The sequence below is a fragment of the Novosphingobium resinovorum genome, from assembly GCF_036352595.1.
Classification (GTDB): domain Bacteria; phylum Pseudomonadota; class Alphaproteobacteria; order Sphingomonadales; family Sphingomonadaceae; genus Novosphingobium; species Novosphingobium resinovorum_B.
In genome coordinates, this window is sequence record NZ_JAZFAX010000029.1 from 14,697 (window position 1) to 39,240 (window position 24,544).

Annotated in this window: 19 protein-coding genes; 4 read left to right on the top strand and 15 right to left on the bottom strand. The window is 68.9% G+C overall.

Going from position 1 to position 24,544, the window contains the following annotated elements; all coding sequences use genetic code 11:
* Window positions 1-29 precede the first annotated feature (29 nt).
* The 8 genes from V2S85_RS21150 to V2S85_RS21185 all read right to left on the bottom strand — a co-directional run bounded on the left by V2S85_RS21150 (window position 30) and on the right by V2S85_RS21185 (window position 10,370).
* Window positions 30-992: a D-glycerate dehydrogenase gene (locus V2S85_RS21150; RefSeq protein WP_330704792.1), complete on the bottom strand. Its 963-nt coding sequence runs from the start codon at window positions 990-992 to the stop codon at window positions 30-32.
* Window positions 993-1,043: 51 nt separating this feature from the next.
* Complete coding sequence (rutA, locus tag V2S85_RS21155; RefSeq protein ID WP_330704793.1) at window positions 1,044-2,123, bottom strand: pyrimidine utilization protein A; 1,080 nt, start codon at window positions 2,121-2,123, stop codon at window positions 1,044-1,046.
* Window positions 2,124-2,151: 28 nt separating this feature from the next.
* The gene (locus V2S85_RS21160; RefSeq protein ID WP_330704794.1) at window positions 2,152-2,571 is read right to left on the bottom strand and encodes a heme-binding protein; all 420 of its coding nucleotides are present in this window, start codon (window positions 2,569-2,571) and stop codon (window positions 2,152-2,154) included.
* A gap of 29 nt (window positions 2,572-2,600) precedes the next feature.
* On the bottom strand, window positions 2,601-3,437 hold the full coding sequence (locus V2S85_RS21165; RefSeq protein WP_330704795.1) for an SDR family NAD(P)-dependent oxidoreductase: 837 nt from the start codon (window positions 3,435-3,437) through the stop codon (window positions 2,601-2,603).
* Window positions 3,438-3,441: 4 nt separating this feature from the next.
* Window positions 3,442-3,858, bottom strand: a complete 417-nt coding sequence (locus V2S85_RS21170) for a RidA family protein (protein ID WP_330704796.1) — start codon at window positions 3,856-3,858, stop codon at window positions 3,442-3,444.
* Window positions 3,859-3,881: 23 nt separating this feature from the next.
* Window positions 3,882-6,065, bottom strand: a complete 2,184-nt coding sequence (locus V2S85_RS21175) for a hydantoinase/oxoprolinase family protein (RefSeq protein WP_330704797.1) — start codon at window positions 6,063-6,065, stop codon at window positions 3,882-3,884.
* Entirely contained in the window at window positions 6,062-7,711 is a 1,650-nt protein-coding gene (locus tag V2S85_RS21180) for a hydantoinase B/oxoprolinase family protein (protein WP_330704798.1), read from the bottom strand. The genes V2S85_RS21175 and V2S85_RS21180 overlap by 4 nt, the downstream gene beginning before the upstream one ends.
* A 310-nt stretch (window positions 7,712-8,021) precedes the next feature.
* Window positions 8,022-10,370 carry a TonB-dependent receptor gene (locus tag V2S85_RS21185; protein ID WP_330704799.1) on the bottom strand — a complete coding sequence of 783 codons (2,349 nt, stop codon included), beginning with the start codon at window positions 10,368-10,370 and terminating at the stop codon, window positions 8,022-8,024.
* A gap of 398 nt (window positions 10,371-10,768) precedes the next feature.
* Here V2S85_RS21185 and V2S85_RS21190 point away from each other — a divergent pair, with 398 nt between their 5' ends.
* On the top strand, window positions 10,769-12,796 hold the full coding sequence (locus V2S85_RS21190; protein ID WP_330704800.1) for an FG-GAP-like repeat-containing protein: 2,028 nt from the start codon (window positions 10,769-10,771) through the stop codon (window positions 12,794-12,796).
* Window positions 12,797-12,833: 37 nt separating this feature from the next.
* Here the strand turns inward: V2S85_RS21190 and V2S85_RS21195 are convergent, their stop codons facing one another.
* Both V2S85_RS21195 and V2S85_RS21200 read right to left on the bottom strand, forming a co-directional pair.
* On the bottom strand, window positions 12,834-15,080 hold the full coding sequence (locus V2S85_RS21195; RefSeq protein ID WP_330704801.1) for a PQQ-binding-like beta-propeller repeat protein: 2,247 nt from the start codon (window positions 15,078-15,080) through the stop codon (window positions 12,834-12,836).
* Complete coding sequence (locus V2S85_RS21200) at window positions 15,077-16,138, bottom strand: sugar phosphate isomerase/epimerase family protein (RefSeq protein ID WP_330704802.1); 1,062 nt, start codon at window positions 16,136-16,138, stop codon at window positions 15,077-15,079. Before V2S85_RS21200 ends, V2S85_RS21195 begins: the two co-directional genes overlap by 4 nt.
* A gap of 191 nt (window positions 16,139-16,329) precedes the next feature.
* Here V2S85_RS21200 and V2S85_RS21205 point away from each other — a divergent pair, with 191 nt between their 5' ends.
* From V2S85_RS21205 to V2S85_RS21215, 3 genes are all read left to right on the top strand, one after another.
* A complete protein-coding gene (locus V2S85_RS21205) occupies window positions 16,330-17,061 on the top strand; it encodes a hypothetical protein (protein ID WP_330704803.1) in 732 nt (243 codons plus the stop codon).
* A gap of 79 nt (window positions 17,062-17,140) precedes the next feature.
* On the top strand, window positions 17,141-18,565 hold the full coding sequence (locus tag V2S85_RS21210) for an FAD-dependent oxidoreductase (protein WP_330704804.1): 1,425 nt from the start codon (window positions 17,141-17,143) through the stop codon (window positions 18,563-18,565).
* Complete coding sequence (locus tag V2S85_RS21215) at window positions 18,562-20,034, top strand: MFS transporter (RefSeq protein ID WP_330704805.1); 1,473 nt, start codon at window positions 18,562-18,564, stop codon at window positions 20,032-20,034. The genes V2S85_RS21210 and V2S85_RS21215 overlap by 4 nt, the downstream gene beginning before the upstream one ends.
* A 64-nt stretch (window positions 20,035-20,098) precedes the next feature.
* Here V2S85_RS21215 and V2S85_RS21220 read toward each other — a convergent pair whose 3' ends face one another.
* Genes V2S85_RS21220 through V2S85_RS21240 form a run of 5 tightly spaced genes read right to left on the bottom strand, consistent with a single transcriptional unit; the run spans window position 20,099 to window position 24,490 of the window.
* On the bottom strand, window positions 20,099-20,578 hold the full coding sequence (locus V2S85_RS21220; RefSeq protein ID WP_330704806.1) for a hypothetical protein: 480 nt from the start codon (window positions 20,576-20,578) through the stop codon (window positions 20,099-20,101).
* Complete coding sequence (locus V2S85_RS21225; protein ID WP_330704807.1) at window positions 20,571-21,452, bottom strand: isocitrate lyase/PEP mutase family protein; 882 nt, start codon at window positions 21,450-21,452, stop codon at window positions 20,571-20,573. The genes V2S85_RS21220 and V2S85_RS21225 overlap by 8 nt, the downstream gene beginning before the upstream one ends.
* 4 nt (window positions 21,453-21,456) lie before the next feature.
* Window positions 21,457-22,077 (bottom strand): 3-isopropylmalate dehydratase small subunit, encoded by a 621-nt coding sequence (gene leuD, locus V2S85_RS21230; RefSeq protein ID WP_330704808.1) that lies wholly within the window; start codon window positions 22,075-22,077, stop codon window positions 21,457-21,459.
* Window positions 22,074-23,513: a 3-isopropylmalate dehydratase large subunit gene (gene leuC / locus V2S85_RS21235; protein WP_330704809.1), complete on the bottom strand. Its 1,440-nt coding sequence runs from the start codon at window positions 23,511-23,513 to the stop codon at window positions 22,074-22,076. The genes leuD and leuC overlap by 4 nt, the downstream gene beginning before the upstream one ends.
* Window positions 23,513-24,490: a LysR family transcriptional regulator gene (locus V2S85_RS21240; protein ID WP_330704810.1), complete on the bottom strand. Its 978-nt coding sequence runs from the start codon at window positions 24,488-24,490 to the stop codon at window positions 23,513-23,515. The genes leuC and V2S85_RS21240 overlap by 1 nt, the downstream gene beginning before the upstream one ends.
* Window positions 24,491-24,544 lie beyond the last annotated feature (54 nt).

The following is a 24,544-nucleotide window of genomic DNA, read 5'->3' on the forward strand; positions in this document are numbered from 1 at the left end:
GAAAGTGTGGCCTGCGGGAGATGCGGCCCTCAGCAGAGCTGGTTGGAGGGGGTCTCGCCGCGCGCAAGAGCATCGAGCCCATCGACGAGCAGCATGCCCATGGCGTCGCGCGTCTCGATCGTCGCGCTGCCGATATGCGGTGAGAGAAACACGTTGGCGAGGCCGCGATAGCCGGGATGGATCGCAGGCTCTCCGGCGAACACGTCGAGCCCGGCAGCGAACACGTGCCCGCTGCCCAGCGCGGCGATCAGGGCGTCGTCGTCGATCATCTCGCCCCGGGCGAGGTTGACCACGATGGCCCCTGCGGGAAGCAGCGCGATGCGTCGTGCGTCCACGACACGTTCCAGCGCCGTGCCGCCCGGCGCGCACAGGCACAGCACGTCGCTGTGTGCGAACAGCGCCTCGGGGCTGGCGTGATGGGTAGCGCCGGCTTCCCGTTCCTCGGCAAGGCGCGAGCGGTTGTGGTAGTGGATCGCCATGCCGAAGGCCCGCGCGCGCGCGGCCACCTCGCGGCCGATCCTGCCCATGCCCAGAATGCCGAGCCGCTTGCCGACCAGCCCACGCCCCAGCAGCAGGGTCGGCGCGAAGCCGTGCCAGTTGTCGCCGCGCACCAGCAGGTCCGCCTCGTGCGCGCGGCGCGCGGCGTTGAGGATCAGCATCATGCCGATTTCCGCGCAGGCTTCCGACAGGACGTCGGGCGTGGTGAGGACGGCGACGCCCGAGGCGCGTGCGGCGTCGAGGTCGATATGGTCGTGGCCGGCGGAAAGCGTGGCGATGACGCGCAGGGCAGGGGCGAGGGCGGCGATGGTCGCCGCCGTGACGCGCTCTGCGGTCGACACGAAGATCACCTCGGCGCCGCGCGCGGCACCGGCGATTTCCTCCGCCGACATGCCCCGGTCCTGACCGGCGCGGACGACCTCGTAGTTCTGTTCGATGGCCGCCTCGACCGCCGGGGTGAACCGGCGGGCGAGGAAGGCGCGCGGGCGTGCCATTGCTCTGCTCTCTTCGCTGATCGTCCGTTCAGGCGCCTGCCGTGGCGCGGGTCAGGCGGTGGCGAGCCGGTCCGCGCGCGACTTCATCAGCGGCTGGATGCGCGTGCCGAAATCATCGATCGCGACGGAGTAGTCGTCGAAGCACAGCATGATCCCCTTGACGCCGTCGATCCCGGCGGCCTCGTCCAGCATCCTGGCGACGCTTTCGTAGGAGCCGACCAGCGTGCCCATGTTGGTGTTGACCGCGCCTTCCGGGATCTGGAGCGTCGCGGCGGTCGAGCCGGCATCGGCGGTCTTGTCGTTGCTCGCCTGATCGAACATCCACGACAGCGCCACCGGGTCGGCACCTTCGTTGTAGAGCTTCCACTTGGCCATCGCCGCCTCGTCGGTCTCGTCGGCGATGACCATGAACAGGACGTAGGCGCCGACGTCGCGGCCGGCCTTGTCCGCCGCCTCGGCGAGGCGCGCCACGCTGCCGGCATTGGCGGTCGGGGTGTTGACGCCCGAGGCCATGCAGAAGTTGTAGTCGCCGTACTGTGCCGCGAAGGCCATGCCGCCGCCGCTCTGGCCGGCGCACACGATCTCGATCTTCCCGGCGGGGCGGGGGCTGAGCTTGCAGTCGTCCATGGTGAAGTAGTCACCCTTGAAGTCGGACGTTCCGGTCTCCCACAGATCCTTCATCACCGACACGTATTCGGCGCAGTACGCATAGCGGTTGCGGAAGTGATCCTCTCCCGGCCAGATGCCCATCTGCGAGTATTCGGCTTCCTGCCAGCCCGACACGATGTTGACGCCCACGCGTCCGCCCGAGATGTCGTCGATCGTTGCGATCATGCGCGCGACGATGGCGGGCGGCAGGGTCAGCACGGCGGTCGAGGCGAACAGCTTGATCCTGGTCGTTGCTGCGGCCAGCCCGGCCATCAGCGTGAACGAATCCATCGCGTGGTCCCAGAACTCGCTTTCGCCGCCGAAGCCGCGCAGCTTGGTCATCGAGAGCGCGAAGTCCATCCCGTACTGCTCGGCCTTGACTACGACCTCGCGGTTGAGCTGCCACGAGGGCTTGTAGCGGGGCGAAGTGGTCGAGATCAGCCAGCCGTTGCTGCCGATGGGGATGAAGACGCCGATATCCATGGGTTTCGTGCTCCGGTGTTGGGATGGGTCAGGCCGCGGCGGCCAGCGCCGCTTCGATCGCGGCAAGGCCGATGACGGCCAGTTCCTCGTCCTCCTCGTTGGTCAGGCCGCTCACGCCGATGGCGCCGACGCAGGCGCCCTCATGCAGGATGGGCATGCCGCCGCCGAAGAAGGTCATGCGCGGGTCGGCGAGGTTCGCGAGGTCGTAGTCGGCGCTCTCTCCCACCACGCGCGAGGGGGCCAGCAGGCGCGCGGCGGTGAAGGCCTTGTTCTGCGACACCTGGATGGAGACGCGGCTGGCATGGTCCTGGCGCAGCAGCGCGACAAGCTCGCCGCGATGGTCGACGACGCAGAACACGGCGGCCTTGCCCTGTCCGGTGGCGGCACCCGCCATGGCGTCGATCGCGGTGGAGGCGAGGGCCTGCGAGATGGTCAGTTCGGTCAGCATGGCAACGGCTCCGTCATTTGCGTTCGGGTTCAGTGGTATTCCTCGCCGCCCGAGACGTTCATCGCCTCGCCGGTGATGTAGCTGCCCTCGTCGGAGCACAGGAACGCGGCGGCGCGCGCGGTGTCCTGCGGCACGCCGACGCGGCCGAGCGGGACGCCCGCCGTCATCCGGGCCATGTACTCGTCGAGCGCCTGCCCCTTGGCGCCCGAGCTGAAGTCGTTCTGCCAGGCGCCCAGGCCGGTGGTGACGTGGTTGGGGCAGATCGCGTTGACGGTGATCCCGTGCGGCCCCAGTTCGAGCGCGGCAGTGCGGGTCAGGCCGATCAGGCCGTGCTTCGAGGCGGTGTAGGCGCTGGTGTAGAGCACCGCCGACTTCCCCGCGAGGCTCGCGATCGAGATGATCCGGCCGCCGCGGCCCTGCGCGATCATCTGGCGCGCGGCGTGCTTCATGCCGTAGAAGCAGCCGCGCAGGTTGACGTCGAGCACGGTGTCCCACTCGTCGCTTTCCATGTCGACGAGCGGGCCGAACAGGTAGCCGACGCCTGCATTGTTGATCCAGATGTCGAGGCCGCCGAAGGTCTCGACCGCGAAGGCGACGAGTGCGGCCACTTCGGCCTCGACCCGCAGGTCGCCGGTGAAGGAGACGGCAGTGCCGCCCGCCGCGCGGATTTCCTCGACGCGCTGCTCCAGTTCGCTGGCGGTGCCGACGCCGTGTTCGGGTGTGAAGCGGTCCCCGGCCTTGCCGAGATCATGGAGCACGACCAGCGCGCCCTCGGCGGCGAGGCGCTTGGCCATCGCCTCTCCCAGGCCTTTCGCGCGACCCGCGCCGGTGACGACGGCGACTTTGCCCTTCAGACTCTCGTACATGATGTCAGCCCTTCCAGTTGGGATCGACGGCAGTGACTTCCAGCTCCATGAGCATGTCGACCGGCCGGAAGCCCGAGATCACGAACGTCGAGCGAGCAGGGCGGATATCGGCGAAGTACTCGTCGAACACCGCGTTGAAGCCGTCGAACTGCTCGCGGTCGGTAATCAGGCTGGTGCAGCGCACGACATGTTCGAGACCCGCTCCGGCGGCTTCGAGGATCGCCTTCACGTTCCGGATGGTCTGGTGCGTCTGTTCCCTGATCTCGTCGCCGACCATGCGGCCGGTGGCGGCATCGCGCGGGCCCACGCCCATCAGGAAGATGAAGCCGTTGGCCCTGATCGCCTGCGAGATCGGGATTTCCTTGGGCGGGCAGAAGGCCTTGTCGGTGGTGACGGCTTCGATGATGCCGGGCTTGGACATGCGATACTCCGTGGGGAAAGGGGTCAGGCGGGCGCTTCGCAGCGGGTGGGTGCGGCGATGGCCGATGCGGGCGCGGATGCGTCGGCGGCAGGTGCGCATAGGGCGATGGTGAGGTTGCCGGCGACGTCGATACGGGCCTCGCTGCCGGGGGCGACGAGGATGGTGGTGTCGCCCGCCTCGACCAGTGCCGGGCCGGGCAGGCGATCGCCCGCGCCAAGCCGGTCGCGCGCGAAGATCGGCGTGTCCGCAGCGGCATCCGCGTCGAACCAGATCGCGCGCCGGCCCTTGAGCGCCGGTCCGCCGTTGCCCGTTCCCGGCGCGAGCGGTGCGATCGCGGGGCGCGGCAGCTGCGAGGTGACCGTGACCACCAGCTCGACGATCTCGATCGGTTCGGTCGGCGATGCGAAGCCGTACATCCGCGTGTGTTCGGCGCGGAATGCCTCGGCCAGCGCGGCGATCTCATCTCCGGGTTCGTCTCCGGCGAGCACCCCGTTCGCCATCGGTATCAGGAACTGGTGCGACTGGCCCAGAAACCGCAGCTCGGCGGCGAAGGCGAAGCCCAGCGTCTCGACTAGTGCGATCGTCGCAAAGGCCTCCTGCGCGCGCCGGGTCAGCGTTTCGAGCGCGGCGCCGGCCAGCCCTGCGCCCTCGGCATCCAGGCGGCGCAGCAGTGTCGCGCGGAATTCGCGGCGCACGTCGGCGAACAGCATGCCGCGCGCGGTGCCGACACCGGGCGACGGGGGCAGCACCGCGTCGGCGACGCCCAGTTGCCGCATCAGCGTATCGGCCTGCAGCCCGGCGGCGCCGCCGGTGCAGACCAGCGAGAACTCGGCGGGGTCGAAGCCGCGCTGGACGCTCACCATGCGCAGCGCGCCCAGCATCGTGGCATTGGCGACTTCCAGGATGCCGAGCGCGGCGGCCGGGACGCTCAGGCCCAGGGGCCGCGCGATCTTCTCTTCGATCGCGGCCCAGGCGCGGTCGCGGTCGAGGCGGATCTCGCCGCCCAGGAAATAGTCCGGGTCGATCCGGCCCAGCGCCACGTTGGCGTCGGTCACGGTAGGCTCGGTCGCGCCCTTGCCGTAGCACACCGGTCCGGGCGATGCCCCGGCGCTGCGCGGGCCGACCCGCAGGATGCCGCCGCCGTCGATCCAGGCGATCGAACCGCCGCCGGCGCCGACCTCGACGAGGTCGATCATCGGCGCGCGGATCGGATAGCCGCCGCCCCGCGCCATGCCGCCGCCGGCCTGCGCCCGCGCGCCGACCTCGAACGAGGGCGCCAGGATCGGCTGGCCGTCGAGCAGGAGCCCCGCCTTGGCGGTTGTCCCGCCCATGTCGAAGCATACCACGCGCGGGAAATGGTTGCGGCGTGCCAGCTCGGCGACACCGATGACGCCCGCGGCGGGGCCGGATTCGATGATGTCGACCGGGCGGTCCACGACGAGGGCGGCCGGCATCAGCCCGCCATCGGACTTCATCACCTGCAGCGCGCCGGTGATCCCCATCGCCTCAAGCGCCGCGCCGATACGCGCGAAGTAGCCCGACACATGCGGCACCAGCCCGGCGTTCACCAGCGCGGTGCAGGCGCGGGCGTATTCGCCCATCTGCGGGCAGACTTCGCTGGATGCCGATATGTACGTGGCCGCGCCCAGCGCACCGCGCAGATGATCGGCGGCGGCGCGCTCGTGCCGGTCGTCGACGTAGCCGTGCAGGAAGCAGACCACCACCGTCTCGACCCCGGCGGCGGCGATGCCGTCGGCGGCGGCGGCAAGGTCGGCCATGTCGATCGGCGTGACGACGCGGCCCTCGGCGTCGAGCCGCTCGCTTACCTCGAACACCAGGCTGCGCGCGACCAGCGGCTCGGGCTTCATCGATTCCAGGTCGTAAAGCTGCGGACGCACCTGCCGGCCGATCTCCAGGATGTCGCCGAAGCCGCGGGTGACCACGAAGGCGGTCCGGGCAAGGTTGCCTTCGAGGATGGCGTTGGTCGCCACCGTCGTCGCATGCATGACCAGCGAAACATCGGCGGGATCGACGCCCAGCCCGCCGGTCACGCGCGCGAGTGCATCGAGAAACCCGCGCGAGGGGTCGTCCGGGGTGGACGGCACCTTGATGACGTCGAGCGTGCCCGTCCGTTCGTCGACGACGACGCAATCGGTGAAAGTGCCGCCGATGTCGATGGCGATGCGGCGGCTGGCGGAAGCGGTCATGGACGAGACTCTTCGGTATTCGAGGACGATGCGGCGTGGCCGAAGCCGCCGCCGCCGGGCGAGCGGATGGAGACGATGTCGCCGGGGGCGACGTCGATCACCGCGCGCGCGGTGGAAGGATGCTCGACACCGTCGCGGATGACGACGAACTCGGCATGGGCGCCGGCCTCCCCGCCGGCGAGGCCCCAGGGCGCTTCGTGGCAGCGGTCGGCCAGTATGGTGAAGCGCGCGGGGCCGTGGGGGAATGCGAAGTCGCGGCGGATGCCTTCGCCGCCGGGCTGCGCGCCGGCGCCGCCCGATCCCTTGCGCAGCCCGTAATGGGCGATGCGGACCGGATAGCTGGCCTCGATCTCCTCGATGGGAGCGTTCTCGGTGTTCTGGATGTGCGTCTGCAGGGCATGCTGCCCGGGACGGTGCGCGCGGGCGCCCTCGCCGCCGCCGATCGTCTCGTAATAGGCGCTCGCCTCGCCGCGGCGCGGATCGAAGGTGCCGAAGGCGACCTGCATCAGCGTGCCCTTGCAGCAGGCGGTGACCCGGTCGGGCAGCACCTCGCTCAGGGCCTTGAAGATGAGGTCGACGCAGCGCAGCCCGATCTCGGTTCCGGCGATGACGCCGGCGGGGAACTGCGCGTTGGCGACGGTGCCTTCGGGCGCGATCAGGTCGAACGAGCGGTAGAAGCCGTCGTTGACCGGGATGTCATCGGACAACAGGCAGCGCAGCGCATAGGCGACGCCGGCGAACGTCACGCCGATCGTGCCATTCAGCGAATTGGGCAGCTGGCCGGCCGATCCGGTGAGGTCGACGGTGACGCGCCCGGCCGCGACGGTCAGGGTCAGCGCGACCCGGGTGGGCTGCGGGTTGAAGTCGTCGGGGTCGAGGAAGCTGTCGGCCGCGTAGACGCCTTCGGGAATGCACCGCAGCTCCTGGCGCGAGCGCACTTCGGTATAGTCGAGCAGGGCATCGACATAGCGCGAGAGTTCCTCGGCGCCGTGGCGTTCGAGCAGTTCGGCCAGGCGTTGCGCGCCCACGTTGTTGGAGGCCAGCTGCGCGCCGAGATCGCCGCCCATCTCGCGGCCCGAGCGCACGTTCCAGCGTAGCAGGTCGTAGCAGTCCCGGTCGATCTGCCCATCCCGCACGAAGCGGATCGGGGGGATCACCACGCCTTCCTGGTAGATCTCGCTACCCATCGCCAGGCTGCCCGGCGCGGCCCCGCCGACATCGACATGGTGCGCGAAGTTCACGAAGAACCCGAACAGCTTTCCCTCCCAGAAGAACGGGGAGATCAGCGCGATGTCATTCAGGTGGGTCGAGCCCAGGTGCGGAATGTTCGACAGGATGCCGTCGCCCGGACGCAGCCGGTCGATCCCGTACATCTCGATCGCGGCGGGGATCGCGAACTTCATCGCCGCCAGGTGCGACGGCTGGGCCAGCGCCTGGGCCACGCCCCGCAAGTCGCGGTCGAGGAACGAGCACGAATAGTCGCGCCGCGTCTTGATGTTGGTGGAGTAGGCGGCGCGGTAAAGCGCCACGCCCTGCTCCTCGGTCATCGCGAGCAGGCCGTTCTTGATGACTTCGAGCCGGACCGGGTCGATGCCAGCGGGAAGCCGGCTCGCCTCGATCGGCGCCGGAGCGGTGACGGCGCTCATGCGCGGGGGCCGCGGCTGCGTGCCGGGAGGGTGCTGCTGGTCATCGCGGAAGGGCGGTCCTTGCCGGATCGGCGGGCCCGCAGGCGCCGCCTGGCGGCAGCGCGACAGTGCGTTGCCTTCTGCTCCCGAGGCTATGGAGGGGTAATGTGATTGTCAATATATTTTGATTTATATCAAAGTTTAGACCAACAAAAGTTTATATACCCATCAACGGGCGAGGCGGCCCGGGACATGCCGAAGGCCGCGCAGGCGGTGCCTGCGCGGCCTTCGGTCAAAGTGCCTGCGGTGTTGGGCTGCGCAGGCCCCCCGATCAGAAGTGGTAGCCGATCTTCACGCCGACCCTGCGCAGTTCGGGCAGGCCGACGTACATCGTGTCGTAGACCGCAAAGGTCTGCGAGGGATTGTCCAGTTCCCAGTCGGGCAACAGGCTGGTGTAGGCCTTGTTGTTGAAGGCATTAGTGACGAAGGCCTCGATGCTCATCCGGTCCGAGCGCAGGCCGGCGCGGAAATTGAACACCTTGGAAGCTTGCGTCTTCACGTAGTTGCCTTCGCTCTCGTACATGCCCGACTTGTAGTTGAACTCGGCACGGCCATACCATTTGAAGTCGGGGAGCGGCACGAAGCCGGCGCTGTATTCGACCGATCCCTGCGCGGTGTACTTCGACGAATTGGGCAGCTGGTTGCCCTTGGCATCGCCGTCGCCGGTCATCGTCGTGCAGAACGAGCAGTCGCCCGAGCGGATGTTGCTGTCGGCGATGGCGCCGGCCAGGTCGACGATCAGTCCGTCGACCGGTTCGGCGGTGGCCTGCAGTTCGATGCCTTTGAGGATCACCTTGCCCAGGTTGGTGAAGACCGAGACGAACACCGGAGTCGAATTTTCGCGCGGGATCAGCACGGTGGATTCGGTGATCTTGTTCTTCCAGATATCGTAGTAGACATCGCCCTGAAACACGAGGCGGCCATCGAACAGCTTGCCCTTGAAGCCGACTTCGTAGTTGTCGAGCGTTTCGGGCTTCACCCCGTGCGAGACGCCCATCGCCAGCAGGTCGTCGACGTAGTCCGAAGGTACCGACAGCAGCGGATCCTTGCCCAGACCCGGGTTCACGCCCTTGGAGTACGTGGCGTAAAGCATGGTATCGGTGCTGGGATGGTATTCCAGGCTGACGCGGGGCATGAAGTTCTTGTAGGTCTTCTGGTAGCCGATCTCATATGTTCCGCCATCGCGGCTGATGAGTTTGTCGGACTGGTAGCGGCCCTCGGCGTTGATCGTGAGTTTGTCGGTGATGTCGTAGGCTAGGCTGAAGAAGCCGCCCCAGGTCTTGCTTTCGTTGGTCGCCGAATTGTCCATCGACAGTCCGCTGAAATAGTAGAGCTGCATGAACCGCTCGTCGCCGCGTTGCCACAAGTAGCTGCCGCCGATCATCCAGCGCAGCGGCTGGTCCTGCTTCGAAGTCAGGCGGAATTCCTGCGAGAAGTCGCGCTGCTTGTGCTGGATGCCCAACGGCCAGTCGGTGTAGTCCTGGTACGGAAACCCGGTGATCGGCGCCTCGTACGGCGAAGCGCGGCCGTTGAGCTGGTACAGGACCGTCCAGTCGTCCTTGTTGTAGCCGGTGAGACTGTTGATCGTGGCGAATCCCAGGTCGTATTCGACGCTGGCGCTCAGGTTGGTAGTATGGCGCAGCATGCCGAAGTGATCGATGTTGTCGTTGGACGAGAACAGCGGCGAGTAATCCTTCAGCAGCGCCGCGACGCCCGGGGTCACTTCGGTCCGCGCGCTGGGCTGGCCCGCCGCGAGCGCGGGCAGCGTGCCGCAGAAATACGGATTGCCGCCGATCTCGCAGTTGGACTGCGAGGCATCGAGCACTCCGGTCGCGCCCGCACCGTCGTCATCCTTGCCGATCGCACCGAACAGTTTGACGGTGAGGTCGGGTGAGGGCGTGAACTTGATCGAGAGCGTGCCGCTCCTGGTGCTCTGGTCGCCCAGCGTGTGGCCCGGTTCCGCGTTATTCTTCCAAGTGCCATCGGATTCGAAGTAGCGTGCGCCGACCCGGAACGAGAGGATGCCCGGTATCAGGGGGCCGCCGATCGCGCCGTTGAAGTCGAAGTGGTTGCCGGTGGCGGCCAGCGCGCTCAGGTCGCCGGTGAAAGTGTCGGTCGGCTCCTTGGTGACCAGGTTGACCGCGCCGCCGAAGGTCTGGCGGCCGAAGTAGGCGCTCTGCGGGCCCTTGAGCACCTCGACGTGATCGTAATCGAAGATCGATGTGACGATGCCGTCGGAGATCGGCACGCCGTTTACGAAAGTGGAGCTGGTCTGGTTGCCGACGCTGGGCGACATGCCGCGGATGATGATCGCGGTCTTGCTGCGGTCGGAGCGCGCAGCGCCCGAAGTGGCGTTGTTGAGGGACATGCCCGGCGTCACCGCGACGATCTGTTCCATCGTCTTGACGTTGAGCGCGTCCAGCTTGTCGGCGCCCATGGCGCTGATCGCCACGGGAACATCGAGCAGGTTCTCCTTGCGCTTGCGCGCCGTCACGACGATGTCGCCGAGCGGGGTGCCGGCGGATGCGTTGTCGGCGGCCGGAGCCGCGGCGCCCTGAGCAAATGCAGCATTGCCGCAGGCTGTGAGCAGCGGCAGCGTGGCCATGGTGAGATTGAGCATGCGTCTGGGTGATCTGGACGTCATTGAGCAGCCCCCTGAACTGAGGTTTAGCGCCTGTTAGCGCGAAGGTTCGGAATTTTTTGTGCTTGATGCACCCGAATGCTCAAGCTGACCGGAACGTGACATAGCAAAACAATTTCTACTAGCTAAAATAGAGTCAAAGCCAAAAAAAATCTGTTTGATTGCGAAAACCCTTCCGGTACAACTTCGCATGCTGCTCACGATGCATGCTGCGTGTGCACATCGACTTTCATTCTGCAGCGGCGCCCGTGGCGCTGCGCGTCCTGCGCCCCACCGCCGCCGCGCCCCCCGGCGCGTGACGCTTGCCTGCTTCGCTTCTTGCCGGAAAGGTCGCCGAAGTGCCCAAGGTTTCAGGAAAATTATTCCACTTCAATCACATGAGTGATGGTCGTCGGCGCCTGGCGGGCCCGGCACGGACGCCCGTGCGCAGCGCGGTGCGCACGGGCGTGATGCTGGCCTTGTGCGGCCTGCTCGCGTCGAGCCCGGCGGCGCTGCTGGGCGGACCCGGGCCCAGCTTCCGCCCGGATGCCTCGCTGGCGCGCGGTGAGGTGCGGCGGATCGGCGCCGTCGCCTGGTCGGACGATGCCACGGGCTATCGAATCGATCTCGGCCGCGGCGCGGAGGGCGTGCTGCTGTTCGATGCGGCTTACGAAAATGTCGGTCTCTATGCCGAGACGTCCTGCGCGTCCTGCGAGACCGGCCTGCTGATTCGCGCCGAGCCCGACGGTACTGGAGGGCTGCGGGCAATCCTGGTGAGCGCGGCGGCGCCCGCAAGCGGCCGGGCCAACGGCATGGCGCAAGTGCGGATCGACGCGCAAGGCCATATCGTCTCGCGCCAGCCGCTTCCCGCCGGCGCGGGGAAGACCGGCCTGCCTTCGCCGTTCGGGGTGATCGTCTCGGACGCGATGAAGGCGGCGCCGCCCTACCGTCCGCTGCCGATGCCGGCGGGCGTGTCGCTGCCTGCGCTCGAACCGGCCGACGGGGCGTGGATGGTGGGACGGAGCGGCAAGGCGAGCGGTGAAGCGTGGAATGCGCTCGACCTCGTCGCCTACGGCACCGCGCTCAGCGCCACGCTCAACGGCGGCCGGCCGGCGGGAACGGGCCTCGCCACGCTTGCGCCGGTGCCGGCATTCGGGCGCGTGGGCCTCTATGTCGCAGGGCGGGGGCGGGTCCGGGTGCGCAACCTGCGGGCGCGCGATCTCGACGTGCGCGACACGCCCGCGCCGCTGACCGGCCCGGGCTGGGAGCGCCGCCAGCTCGACCCCTGGGCGATGGCGTGGAGCGCCGCCGTCGGCGACATGGACCGGGACGGGCACGCCGACATCGTCGCGGGCCCGTACTGGTGGCAGGGCCCCGATTTCGCCCGCGCGCACGAGATCGCGGTGCCCACGTTCTACAACCCCGCGAGCGATTATCCGCAGAAGTCGTTCATCAGTTTCGTGCACGACATCGACGGCGACGGCTGGCCGGACGTGCTGACGGTCGGCGGCAATTCCGGCTACAGCGAGGTCACGCTCTACACCAATCCCGGCGGCGTCTCGCGGCACTGGGCGCAGCGCCGGATCCTGACGCTGATCGGCAACGAGGAGACGCTGTTCGAGGACGTCGATGGCGACGGCCGGCCCGAACTGCTCCACGCCGTCGACAAGGCCTTCGCCTATACCAAGTGGAGCGATCGGGGCAGGGTCTGGACGACCACGAAGATCACCGCGCCCGGCCCCTGGGGCGAGAACGTCGTGCATGGCATGGGCCTGGGCGACATCGACGGTGACGGCCGCCCGGATTTCGTCGGCGCCTATGGCTGGTGGCAGCAGCCGGCGCGGCATCCCGAGGCGGGGAACTGGACCTGGCATCCGGCCGCCTTCGGTCGGCGCGGTGCCAGCCAGGGCGGTGCGGGCGGTGCCAGGATCGGGGTCTACGATGTCGATGGCGATGGCCTGGCCGATGTCGTGACCACGCTGGAGGGGCATGGCTTCGGGCTCGCCTGGTATCGCCAGGTGCGCAAGGGCGGCGCGATCGGCTGGGAGCGGCACGTCATCATGGACGGGTTCCTCGACGACAACGCCGGCGGGGTCACCTTCACCGAGCCGCACGGGGCGACGTTCGCCGATATCGACGGCGACGGGGTGCCCGACATGGTGACCGGAAAGCGCCTCATGTCGCACTTGTTCAACCTCAAGGATCCCGATCCTGTGGGGCCGGCGGTGCTCTACGTCTATCGCACGGTGCGTGATCCGGCGGCGCCCGGCGGCGCGCGCTTCGCGCCCGAACTGGTCGACAACGCCTCGGGCGTCGGCTCGCATCCGCTGGTGAGCGACGTGGACGGCGACGGACGGCCGGACATCCTGGTCAGCGGGGCGCTCGGCACCTTCCTGTTCCGCAACCTCGCGCCGCCGCGTCGGTGACCGCGGCCTGACGCGCCGCCCTGACTCGCCGCTGCGCTCAGCGCCGCGCGGGGAGGGCGAAGACGACATAGCCGTTGCGCCCGTCTTTGCGGCGCATCGGCCCGAAGGGGCTCGATCCCGAGGCCCAGTGATAGGCGGCGGGCACGGCGAGGAACTGCCGCCCGCCCGCCTCGTAGACGGCCGGGACGCCCTGTGCCGGGGCGGGCAGTTCCGCTTCCCACAGCAGGGCACCGGTCGTCGCGTCGTAGCCGTGGATCTTGCGGTCGTCGGAACTGGCGGCGAAGACCAGGCCGCCCCGGGTCACGACGAGCCCGCCCTTGGAACGGGCCACGCCGGTCTGGGCGATGGGATAGCCCGGCGTGCCGCCGAGCGGGCGTTGCCACAAGATGGTGCCGGTGTTGAGATCGTAGGCGGTGATCGTCGACCACGGTGGGCGGATCGCGGGCAGCGCGGTGCTCGGCGAGATCAGGTAGCCGTAGCTGGAATACCAGCGGTCGCGCGCTGCCGGCGCCGGCGCGGAGGCGGCCGTCGCGGGCCCGGAGGCGCTGTGCGCGGCTTGCGGGCGCGCCGGACCTGCGGCGGCCGGGTCGGCAAGATAGGCCTCGATCTGCGCGATGTCGTTCGGCTCCAGGCTGCCGGCGAAGGCGGGCATCGTCGCGCGGCCCTCGCGCACGAGGCGGCGTACCGCATCGGCGCCGAGCCGGCCGACCACGCCCTGCAGCGACGGCACGCCGTTGCCGCCCTGCCGCTCGGCGCCGTGGCAGATGGCGCACGTATTGCCGTATAACCACTGGCCGCGCTGCAGCGGGGTGGCGAAGTAGGCGGGCTCGGCATCGGCCTTTTCGAGCCGGAGCAGCGCGGGCAGGTCGAACGAGGCGACGTAGAAGCGCCCGGCCTCCGGATCGGCGGCCACCATGCCCCAGTTGGTGCCGCCGTGGTTGCCCGGCATCTCGACCGTATCGGTGGTTCCGGGCGGAGTGAACGGGCCTTCGTTGCGTGCCGCCGCGATCTGCTCGGCGAACGTGGCGCGTTCCGCAGCGGGGAGGTTGGGGTCGAGGTCGGCCACGCCGAAGCGGGTGCGCGCGAAGGGCGGCAGGGTCGAGAACGGCTGGGTGGGCCAGGCATGCTCGTCGCTCATGCGCGAGGCCGGCACCGCCCGTTCCTCGATCGGGAACAGCGGCTTGCCGGTGGCGCGGTCGAACACGAAGACCATGCCCTGCTTGGTGGCCTGCACGACCGCATCGACCACGCGCCCGCGATGGCGCACGCGCATCAGCACCGGGCTCGAATCGAGATCGTAATCCCACAAGTCGTGGTGCACGAACTGGAAGTGCCACACCGGCCGCCCGGTATCGAGATCGAGCGCGACGAGCGAATCGGCATAGAAGTTCGCGCCCTCCCGGTCGCCGCCCCAGAAATCGTAGGTCGGCGCGCCGAGGCCGACGAAGACCAGCTTGCGCGCCGCGTCGATCGCCATGCCGCCCCAGTTGTTGGCGCCGCCCGCGGTCTTCCAGGCGTCGGCGGGCCATGTCTCGTAGCCCGCCTCGCCGGGGTGCGGGATGGTATGGAACTGCCAGACGAGCCGGCCGCTGCGCACGTTGTAGGCGCGCACGTCCCCGGGCGGCGAGCCGTAGCCTTCGCCGGGGTTGGAGCCCATCACGATCACGTCGCCCACCACTTTGCCGCCGGTGACCGGTTCGATCGAGCCGATCCGCGCCGGATCACGGCCGAGGCCCTCGCGCAGGTCCACCTTGCCGCCGTCGCCGAACCCGGGAATGGCCGCGCCGGTCGCCGCGTCCAGGGCATGGAGCGCGTGGTCCCGCGATACGAACAGCCGTTTCTCGCGCAAGTCGGCGCTTTGCCAGTAGGACAGGCCCCGGGTCCGGTCGGTCACGTGCGGCGCGATCCACAGCTGGCGCCCGGTCGCCGCATCGAGCGCGGCGATGGAATCGCCGTCGCGCACGACGTACATCGTCCCGTCCGCCACCAGCGGCCCTGCGGTCGTCGGCCTTTCGCCGGTGTCGTAGCGCCAGGCCACCGCCAGCCGTGTCACGTTCGACCGGTCGATCTGTGCCAGCGGCGAGAACTGCGTCGAACCGAGCGTGCCGCCGAAATAGCCCCATTCGCCCGCTCCCGGCGCCTTCCCGTCGGCCAGATCGACGCGGGTCGCCGCTCCTGATGCCGTGTCCGTTCCCGCCCGGACATGGAGCGCGGCGGCCGCGCCCACGCCCAGCAGCGCGAGCGAGGCCGGAAGCCAGATACGGCGGGGCAGGCTTGGGGTCATGGCAGGATCCTTGTCGCGGGCGTCGTCGCAGGCGTTGTCGGGGCGATCAGCGCGTTCTCGATGCCCGCGATCATGGCGCGGATCGCGGGAAGCGGATCGGGCGGGGCATCGGTGGTGAACAGCTCGATCGAATAGAGCCCGCGATACCCGGCCGCCTCGGTCGCGGCGACGAGCGGGGCGAAAGGATATTCGACATGGGTGCCCGCGCCATCGAAGTGCAGCCCTTTGGCCGAGACCAGCCCGAGACGCGGCGTCAGCAGCGCGAGATCGGCCAGCCGGGCGCGAAAGTCGGGTTCGGGCGAATTGCCCCAGTCGGCGAGCGTGGCGAGGTTGGGATGGTCCACCGCGTCGGCCAGCCGGGCCAGCGCGGGAATGTCGCGGCTCGCGCCGATGTGGTTCTCGACCAGGATCCGCACGCCCAGCGCGGCGCCGTAGTCGGCGATGCGGCGCAACGGGGCGACGAGCACGCCCGGGTCGAGCCTTTCGCCCGGCGCACCGGCATCGGTGTTGATGCGAATCGCGGCCGATCCCGCGATCGCGGCGCGCCGGACCCAGCCCATCGCATAAGCCTCGGCCCCGGTGCGGCGTGCCGGGTCGGGGTGGGAGAGATCGTAGGGGCCGTCGAGCTGGATGTTGCAGATCGGGCAGCCCTGCGCCCGCGCCGCCTGACCCAGCGCGGCGCAGTAGGCGTCGGTCTCGGCGGCGAACTGCAGGCTCCACAGCTCGACATGTGCCAGCCCGAAGGTCTTGCGCACGAACCGCGGCGTATCGACCAGCGCGAGCGGCGCCTGCGGCCCGGTGCGCCCGTGCAACGCCACGAGGGCGCGCAGCGACACCGTGGTCAGTGCGATCCTGTCCCGTCCATGCCTGTCCCGTCCATGCCCGGCCTGCCGTCCTGCCGCGCGCGCGGCAGGCGCGGCAGGTAGGCCAGCACCCAGCTGAGCACGCGCGTCAGCGCCCGGCACCGCGATGGCCGCGCCGATTGCACCCGCCGCAAGGGCGAGCACGCGGCGGCGATCGGGATGCGTGTCGGCATGGCAGGGTCGGCGCAAAGTCATGCAGGATGGTTCCTTGCAGGTGCGAACAAGATTTTTGTAGCGTTTGAGTATAAAAAAGCAAAAAAAATCTGTTGCGCTATCGATTTTCGCGGATAGGTTCGCTGGGTATCCCCGGCACGGCCACCGGTCGTCCTGTCGCTCGCGGCGGACGGCGGCGCCGCACCCGGGCCCCATTCGCAGGAGCCGAGCGCATGCGTCACAGGACCACCCGCGGCAAAGCCGTCTATTATGCCGGGCAGGGCGAGGGCGCGCGCTACGCCGGATGCGAATGGTTCTCGCTCACCCGGATGGCGGACGGGCAGCAGGTGCTGCGCGCCCAGTGCGAACTGCTCGCCGGGCTGATCGCCCCGCGCGAGGTGCTGCGCGAGGTCACGTACGTTGCCGATGCGCAGTTCCGCCCGATAGAATGCTTCAACCGGGTGCACGTCGACGGCGCCTTCGCGGGTTCGGGCTGGATGAACTTCACCGCCGACGCGCTGACCTGCGAATCGACCAGCGCTGCCCACGGGCGCATCTCGCAGACCGTGGTGCTTACCAGCCCGGCGCTGTCGCTGTGCTCGCACCCGCTCAGCACCGACGCGATGGCGCTCGCCCGGTACGATCATGGCGATCCGGCGCCGATCCAGCACCAGGCCCAGTACTGGATGAGTTCGATGGAGCATGACGGCGGCGCCGCGCCGATGCCGGGCTCGCTCGCGCTCGACATCGAGTATTGCGGGCGCGAGACCGTGACGGTTCCGGCCGGCACGTTCGAGACGGACCACTACCGCTTCCTCATCGGCGAGGCCAGCGGCTCGACCAACGAGCCGCATCCGACCGAGGATCTGTGGTGCACGCCTGGCGACTACATCTTCGTCAAGGCGACCGTCGGCGGGCACATGAACGGCAGTTTCGAACTCGTCGAACATTCCCCCTGGGAGTGACCGCGCGCCGGTGCGGGGTCGGTTGCCCGCCCGACCGGACGCCTCCAGATCCACCCTTTCAAGCCGGAAGACATGCGCAATGACCGACCGTTACGACATTCTCGTCCTGGGAGCCGGCGCCGCCGGCCTGCCCGCCGCGATCTTCGCCGCGCGCGAAGGCGCGCGCGTGCTGGTAGTCGAGGCGGCCGACCGGATCGGCGGCTCGTTCCACCTGTCGAGCGGGATGATGAGCGCGGCCGGCACGCGGTTACAGGCGGCGAAGGGGATCCACGACACCGCGCAGATGCATTACGACGACGTCATGCGCATCAGCCATGGCACCGCCGCCCCCGCCATCGTACGCCTTGCCGTCGACAATGCCGCCGACACGCTGCACTGGCTGCTCGACTGCGGGTTCGAGGCCCTGCCGGACCATCCCGTCATCACGTACGGCCATGAGCCCTATCTGGTGCCGCGAACGTATTGGGGCGAGGACGGTGGGCGTAGCGTGCTGCGCGCGCTTGCCCCGGTCTACGCGCAGGCGGAGGCGAGCGGCAGGGTCGAGACCTGGCTTTCCAGCCCACTGGTGCGGCTCACCACCGACGGGCATGGCGCGGTGACCGGCGCCGTCGTCGCGCGCGGCGGCACGGAGATCGAGGTGCGCGCCGCAAGCGTGCTGCTGGCGACCGGCGGCTTCACGGCGAATTCGGCGCTGTTCTCGGAACTGAGCTGCGGCAAACCGCTGTGGGGCGGCGGCTATCCCTACGGGCAGGGAACCGGCCACCTTGCGGCGGTCGCGGCGGGCGGTCGGATCATCAACCAGGACAAGTTCCTGCCCGGCTTCGCGGGGGTGGAGGATCCGGCATCGAACGGCGGCTATACGGCGCTGACGATCACCACGCCGCAGGAGCGCCAGCCCTGGGAGCTTTACGTCGATACCGCCGGCCATCGTTTCATGCGTGAGGACGATCCCAGCATCGACACGCGCGAGCGGGCGCTGTTCGACGTGACCGACATGGCGTTCTGGGCGATCTGGGACGCGGCGATCGCCGCCGAGGCGCCGGCCTTCTTCACGATTTCCGGCGATGACCTGGCATCGCGTTTCGAGACGCTGCCGGGGTATCGCAAGGCCGGAACACTCGGCGAACTCGCCGCCGCGATAGGTGTCGACACGGCGGCGCTGCGGGCCTCGGTGGGCGCCTACAATGCCGCGCTCGCCGCCGGCGAGCCCGATCCGATGGGCCGCGAGCACCGGCCCCGGCCGATCGCGGAGGGACCGTTCTACGCGGTCCGGCACGTCGGCTGGAGCATCACTGCCTTCGCCGGGCTCAGCATCGACGGCGCGCTGCGCGTGCTCGACGCGCAGGGCGCGCCGATCCCCGGGCTCTATGCGGCGGGGGAGATCGTCGGCATGGGCTCGACTTCGGGCAATGCCTTCGTCGGCGGCATGAGCGTCACCCCGGCGATGACCTTCGGGCGGCTGCTGGGCACCCGGCTCGGCAAGGCGGCGACCGTCCCGGCATGAGCGGGACCGGCCTCGGCGCGGCGGCGCAGACCCGCGATGCATCCGTCGGCGCGGGCTGGCGCCCCTGGCTGGCCAGGGCGGACATCGACTGGCGGCTGGTCGGGCTGGCGCTGGTGATCGTCGCGGCGACGGCGTTCGTGCCGCCGCTGTTCCGCACGGCCTTCATCGCGGCGGCCTTCGCCACCGCCATCCTGGCGCCGATGCCCACCGGCACGCGCGGCTTCACCTTTGCGGTCATGGCCGGCCTGGCGACGGGAACGACGGCGATCAGCACTTTCGCGGTGTCGATCTTCCAGGCGCCCATCACCCGCGAATTCGGCTGGAGCCAGACCGAATATTCGACCGTGCTGACGATCGCGACATTCGTTCTCGTCATCGTCGGGCCACTCGCGGGCCGGTTCTTCGACCGTTACGGCGTGCGCAACTTCACGCTCGGCTCTACCGTCCTGGTCGCGCTGGGGTTGATGTCGCTGCGGTGGCTGACCGGTTCGCTGCTCCATTTCTATCTCGTCTTCTGCCTGATGCAGGGGTTGGGCATCGGTACGTCCTCGATTCCCTACGCGCGCGTCGTCGCACGCTGGTTCCGGGAGAAGCGCGGCCAGGCCTTCGGCACCGCACTGGCAGGGGTGGGGATCGGCGGCGCGGTGGTCTCGTCCATGACGCAGTATTTCATCGGGCACCTGGGCTGGCGCGATGCCTACCTGGCGCTCGGCCTGTTCATGCTGTGCACCACTTTGCCGATCCTGTTCGTCTGGCTGCGCGATCGTCCCGAGGACAAGGGACTGGCGCCTGACGGCAAGCCGCTGGCGACGTCGCCGGCCATGGACGGCGATGCGCCGGTGCTCGAAGTCTCGGCGCCGGTCGGCCCCAGCGCCGCGCAGTCGCGCCGTCAGCCGCTGTTCTGGCGGATGCTGATCGCCTTCTTCGTCATGGCGCTGGGCACCGGCGGGGTCATGCTGCAGCTGTTCCCGATCCTGCGCAGCCACGGCATCTCGCCGGAGGCGGCGGCGAGCATCCAGGGTGCGCTCGGTCTGGCCCTGATCTGCGGCAGGGCCTTCTCCGGCTACCTGATGGACCGGCTGTTCGCGCCCCATGTCGCGGCCGTCATCATCCTGTTCCCGCTGACCGGGACCGCGCTGCTCGCGCACGGTGCCGGCGGCTGGCTGGCGGTGCTGGCGGCGATGTTCATGGGGCTTTCGGCCGGGGCGGAGGTCGATATCATCGCCTATCTCATCACCCGCTACTTCGGCACGCGCGCCTATTCCGAGAACTACGGCTGGCTCTACGCGGCCTGGGCGCTGGGGGCAGGGAGCGCGCCGATGGTGTCGGCGATGTCGATGGACCGGTTCGGCAGCTACGCGCCGGTCCTGTGGTGCTACGTCGGTCTGTTCGCCCTGTCGAGCCTGCTGCTGGCGCGGCTTGGTCCCTATCCGCAGCTCGAAGGCGAGCCGGCGGCCGACCGGGATTGAATATCGCATCCCAAAGCGGCGGCATGGTTGCGGCAGGTGCCTGCTAGGTGCCGCTAGGTGCCGTTCAGTGCAGCCCGCGTTCCCGTGCCGCCATGCGGTAGAGATCACGCATATAGAGCAGCGGCGCCTTGGGCGCCTCGATGTAGGCGCGTGGTATCAGCCGCGCGCCGCGTGCTTCCAAGACCATGATTCCCCGGCATATTCCCGCAACCATCGGTTCGCCTGCCGCTTCGCGCGCGGCCCATTCGTTGACGAAGCTGGCGATGTGCAGGTCGCCGCCGAGCGGGGTCACCGCCTCCAGCCGATACTCGCCGCGCACTTCGGGCAGCATGGCCTCGGTCGCGGCGAAGTAGGCCCCCAGCGCCTCGGCGCCGCGTGCGAAGCCATCGGCTTCCTCGGCGAGGTAGACGGGATGGTCGGTCTCGTCCCAGAGCGCGCGCAGGAAGGCGAAATCGCCCTCTCGCCACGCCTGCGACATGCGCTCCAGCAGGGCTTCGACCCGGGCGAAAAGCGGCTCGCCGGCGGGCTCGACGGGGTCAGGCATCGGCCCGCGACGCCGCCCAGCGCCGTTCGAACTCCCACACCTCGTCGAACCCGATCTGTTCACAAAAGCGCATGAAATCATAGAGATGAACATCAGGCAGCACGCTGGTCCCGGTCTCCTTCAGGCGCGTCAGCGCGTGCCGCGATGCCTCGGCGGAGGCCAGTGCGGTCATCGCCGGGAAGATCGCGCAGGCATAGCCGAGGGCTTCGAGTTCGGCCGCCGGACGGATCGGCGTCTTGCCGCCGTCGGCCATGTTGGCGATCATCGGCTTGCCGATGCGCCGGCAGGCCTCGCGCATCTGCTCCTCGCTGGTCAGCGCTTCGAGGAAGATCACGTCGGCGCCCGCCTCGGCATAGGCCTGGCCCCGCGCGATCGCGCCCTCGAAGCCTTCGCTCGCAAGAGCATCGGTGCGGGCGATGATGAGGGTGTTGGCCGGATCGAGCCGGGCGTCGCAGGTGACCTTGACCTTCTCCACCATGTCGATGATCGGGATCACGCGCTTGAACGGCGTATGCCCGCATTTCTTGGGAAATTCCTGATCCTCGATCTGGATTCCGCTGGCCCCGGCCGCCTCGTAGCCGCGCACGGTATGGTGGACGTTGAGCAGGCCGCCGTAGCCGGTGTCGGCATCGGCGATCACTGCGGCGCCCTTCATCGTGCGCGCCAGCGTGCCGACACGGTCGACCATCTGGGTATAGGTCGCGATGCCGGCATCGGGCAGGCCCCAGGCGCTTGCCGTCAGCCAGTAGCCGGTCGCGTAGACGACGTCGTAGCCCAGATCGCGCGCGATCACGGCCGTCACCATGTCGTGGATGCCGGGGGCGAAGAAGAATTCGCCGCGCGCAAGTTTTTCGCGCAGGATCGGATTGGCCATGGTATCAGTCTCCGGTGGTTCTGGTGAGCCAGGGCCGTGCGGCACGGTGCCCTGCCTCGAAGCGGGCGAAGGCCTCGCCGTGGGTTTCGAGGATCATCCCCAGCGTATCGCGGCCGGCCAGCAGGGCCTCGCGTGCCTTGTCGGCGATGGGCAGCGTCAGGGTGGCGAAGCCGGGGCCTTCGATGGTGCGCGCTTCCAGGTCGATCGTCAGCGCCTCGCCGGCGGCAGCCGCAGCGCTCACCCGCGCGAGCGGCTCCGGCGCGAGCGCCACGGGGAGCACGCCGTTGTTGATGCAGTTGGCGGCGAAGATGTCGCCGAAAGAGCCCGCGATCACGCAGCGGATGCCGAAATCGGCAAGACACCAGACCGCCTGCTCGCGGCTGGAACCGCAGCCGAAGTTGGCGCCCGCGACCAGGATCGTCGCAGTCCGCCACGGATCGCGGTTGAGCACGAAGTCGCCGCGCTCGTCGCCTTCGGGCGTGTAGCGACGATCGTGGAAGGCGCGCGCGCCGAGCCCGGCAAGATCCAGCAGCAACAGATAGCGTGCGGGGAAGATGACGTCGGTATCGACGCTATCCTCGTTGAACGGTGCGGCAATGCCGGAAAAGCGTGTGAAGGGCGTCATGGCAGAACCTGTGCAGGAACGCCGTCGCATCCGCGGCTATCTGGCGCCAGGCGACCGCTGATCGCGGCAGCGGCGGCGGTGGCTGGGCTCATCAGGTGTGTCCGTCCACCGCGACCCTGACGGCCCTCGAAGTTCCGGTTGGAGGTCGAGGCGCAGCGTTTGCCCGGCGCGAGGCGGTCGTTGTTCATCGCGACGCACATCGAGCAGCCGGCGTGCCGCCATTCGAACCCGGCCTTGCGGAACACCGTGTCGAGCCCTTCCGCCTCGGCTGCCAGTCGAACGGCGCTTGAGCCGGGAACCACCATTGCCGCCACGCCGTCGGCCACGCGCCGGCCCGCCACCACGCGCGCCGCCTCGCGCAAGTCCTCGATCCGGCCATTGGTGCAGGAGCCGATGAACACGCGGTCGATGGCGATGTCCGAAAGGCTGGTCCCGGGCACCAAGCCCATGTAATCCAGCGCATGGGCAATCCGTTCGCGCTTCTCCGGGTCTGTCTCGGCCCGGGGATCCGGCACGCGGCCTTCGATCGTGACGCTCTGTTCCGGCGTGGTTCCCCAGGTAATCATCGGTCGGATCGGCGCGACGTCCACCGTCACCTCGCGGTCGAAGCGTGCATCGGGGTCACTGCGCAGCGTGTGCCAGTGGGCGAGGGCACGATGCCATTCGTCACCGGCCGGGGCATATTCCCGGCCTTCGAGATAAGCGAAGGTGGTTTCATCCGGCGCCACGAGGCCGACCCGGGCGCCGGTTTCGATGGCCATGTTGCACAAGGTCATGCGCCCTTCCATGGAGAGCGAGCGAACCGCCTCTCCCTGGTATTCGATTGCGTGGCCGGCCGCGCCGGAGGTGCCGATCTGCGCGATCAGGGCGAGCGCGAGATCCTTGGCGGTGACGCCGGGCGCCGGCGGGCCGACGAAGCGGACGCGCATCGTCCGCGCCCGGCGCTGGGGCAGGCACTGGGTGGCCAGGACCAGCATGCATTCGCTCGCCCCGATCCCGAAGGCCAGCGCGCCGAAGGCGCCGTGAGTGGAAGTATGGCTGTCCCCGCAGACAAGCGTGGCGCCGGGCAGGGTAAAACCTAGTTCGGGTCCGACGACATGGACGATCCCTTGCCGGGCCGAGGTCAGCGGCAGGTAAGGCACCCCGAACCTGGCGGTATTGGCTTCCAGCCGGGCGACCTGCGCCGCCGCGAGTGGATCGGCGATAGCGCCTCCGCGGCTGTCGGTGGGGATGGCATGGTCGGCGACCGCGAGGGTCAGGTCGGGGCGGCGGACCGGGAGGCCGCGGTTCTGCAGCGTCTCGAAGGCCTGCGGGCTGCTCACCTCCTGGACGAGGTGGCGGTCGACGTAGAGGAGGGCATCGTCCGGTCCCAGCGGACTGACGACGTGCGTGCTCCAGAGTTTTTCGTATAAAGTCCCGTTCGTGGTTTGCGGCATCACCCGACCTTGCTGCGTTTTCGCGCGGTCGAGCTGACCTCGCGCTGGGGAATCGAGGACTGGGCCACGCTTTCGCCGATTTCGGCGATGATGTTGTCGCGCAACTGCTCGGCCATGGCGCTGAGCGGGTAGTCCGAGCGGTAAAGGAGGCAGGCGTTGCGCTCGATCACCGGGCGCTTGGCGTCGATCACCACGAACTGCGCGTCGGCCGTGCCAAGGCGCGGCCAGAAGATGTCGCGCGAGATGAAGATCAGGTAGTCTTCGGTTGCCAGCAGCTCGATGCCGACCGTGACCGAATCCATGAACATCACGTTCTGCGGGGCCTTCAGCCCCTCGCGTGCGTAAGCGTCGATCATCGTCTGGAAACTGTCGCGGCGGGTGTGCGAGAGCAGCCAGGTGTAGTCCTGCATGTCGGCGAGGCTGACGTTGCTCTTGCTGGCGAGCGGGTGGTCGGCGCGGGCGACGATGACGTCCTGCGAGACATAGAGCGGGATCTGGACGAGGTCTCGGGCCTGCGCCCGGTCGCTGTCCGGCGCTCCGGCGACGAGGTCGAGTTCGCCCGCGTCGAGCCGCGCGAGCATGTCCTGGGTATAGCCATCGACCACGGCGACGCGCGCGTCGGGTGCGGTTTCGCGCAGTCGGGCGATGGCCCGCGCGACCGGCGCACCGGCCATGCTCTCGCCGATACCCAGCCGTACCCAGCCGCTGCGCGCGTCACGCCGGGCGTGAACTTCCTCGACGGCGCGCTGCTCGGCGGCCATCATGAACCTGGCGTGCGGCAGGAACGCATCGCCGAACTCGGTCGGCTTGGTGATGCCGCCGCGTTCGCGGTCGAACAGGACCACGCCCAGCGACTTCTCCAGCTTGGCGATGGAGGTGGAAAGTGCCTGCGGCGTGATGTCCAGCACGCGGGCCGCCGCCGCGAAGCTGCCATTGTCTATAACCGCGATGAAACGCGCGATACTGTCGAAATCCATCTCATGCACCCCTTTGGCCCAAGTCGGGGGGCGCCGCTTGCGGAACGAGCCGCC

Coding starts and splice junctions, on each gene's coding strand:
- V2S85_RS21150 (WP_330704792.1), bottom strand. CDS start 992: ATGGCACGCCCGCGCGCCTTCCTCGCCCGCCGGTTCACCCCGGCGGTC.
- rutA (WP_330704793.1), bottom strand. CDS start 2,123: ATGGATATCGGCGTCTTCATCCCCATCGGCAGCAACGGCTGGCTGATC.
- V2S85_RS21160 (WP_330704794.1), bottom strand. CDS start 2,571: ATGCTGACCGAACTGACCATCTCGCAGGCCCTCGCCTCCACCGCGATC.
- V2S85_RS21165 (WP_330704795.1), bottom strand. CDS start 3,437: ATGTACGAGAGTCTGAAGGGCAAAGTCGCCGTCGTCACCGGCGCGGGT.
- V2S85_RS21170 (WP_330704796.1), bottom strand. CDS start 3,858: ATGTCCAAGCCCGGCATCATCGAAGCCGTCACCACCGACAAGGCCTTC.
- V2S85_RS21175 (WP_330704797.1), bottom strand. CDS start 6,065: ATGACCGCTTCCGCCAGCCGCCGCATCGCCATCGACATCGGCGGCACT.
- V2S85_RS21180 (WP_330704798.1), bottom strand. CDS start 7,711: ATGAGCGCCGTCACCGCTCCGGCGCCGATCGAGGCGAGCCGGCTTCCC.
- V2S85_RS21185 (WP_330704799.1), bottom strand. CDS start 10,370: ATGCTCAATCTCACCATGGCCACGCTGCCGCTGCTCACAGCCTGCGGC.
- V2S85_RS21190 (WP_330704800.1), top strand. CDS start 10,769: ATGAGTGATGGTCGTCGGCGCCTGGCGGGCCCGGCACGGACGCCCGTG.
- V2S85_RS21195 (WP_330704801.1), bottom strand. CDS start 15,080: ATGACCCCAAGCCTGCCCCGCCGTATCTGGCTTCCGGCCTCGCTCGCG.
- V2S85_RS21200 (WP_330704802.1), bottom strand. CDS start 16,138: ATGACTTTGCGCCGACCCTGCCATGCCGACACGCATCCCGATCGCCGC.
- V2S85_RS21205 (WP_330704803.1), top strand. CDS start 16,330: ATGCGTCACAGGACCACCCGCGGCAAAGCCGTCTATTATGCCGGGCAG.
- V2S85_RS21210 (WP_330704804.1), top strand. CDS start 17,141: ATGACCGACCGTTACGACATTCTCGTCCTGGGAGCCGGCGCCGCCGGC.
- V2S85_RS21215 (WP_330704805.1), top strand. CDS start 18,562: ATGAGCGGGACCGGCCTCGGCGCGGCGGCGCAGACCCGCGATGCATCC.
- V2S85_RS21220 (WP_330704806.1), bottom strand. CDS start 20,578: ATGCCTGACCCCGTCGAGCCCGCCGGCGAGCCGCTTTTCGCCCGGGTC.
- V2S85_RS21225 (WP_330704807.1), bottom strand. CDS start 21,452: ATGGCCAATCCGATCCTGCGCGAAAAACTTGCGCGCGGCGAATTCTTC.
- leuD (WP_330704808.1), bottom strand. CDS start 22,077: ATGACGCCCTTCACACGCTTTTCCGGCATTGCCGCACCGTTCAACGAG.
- leuC (WP_330704809.1), bottom strand. CDS start 23,513: ATGCCGCAAACCACGAACGGGACTTTATACGAAAAACTCTGGAGCACG.
- V2S85_RS21240 (WP_330704810.1), bottom strand. CDS start 24,490: ATGGATTTCGACAGTATCGCGCGTTTCATCGCGGTTATAGACAATGGC.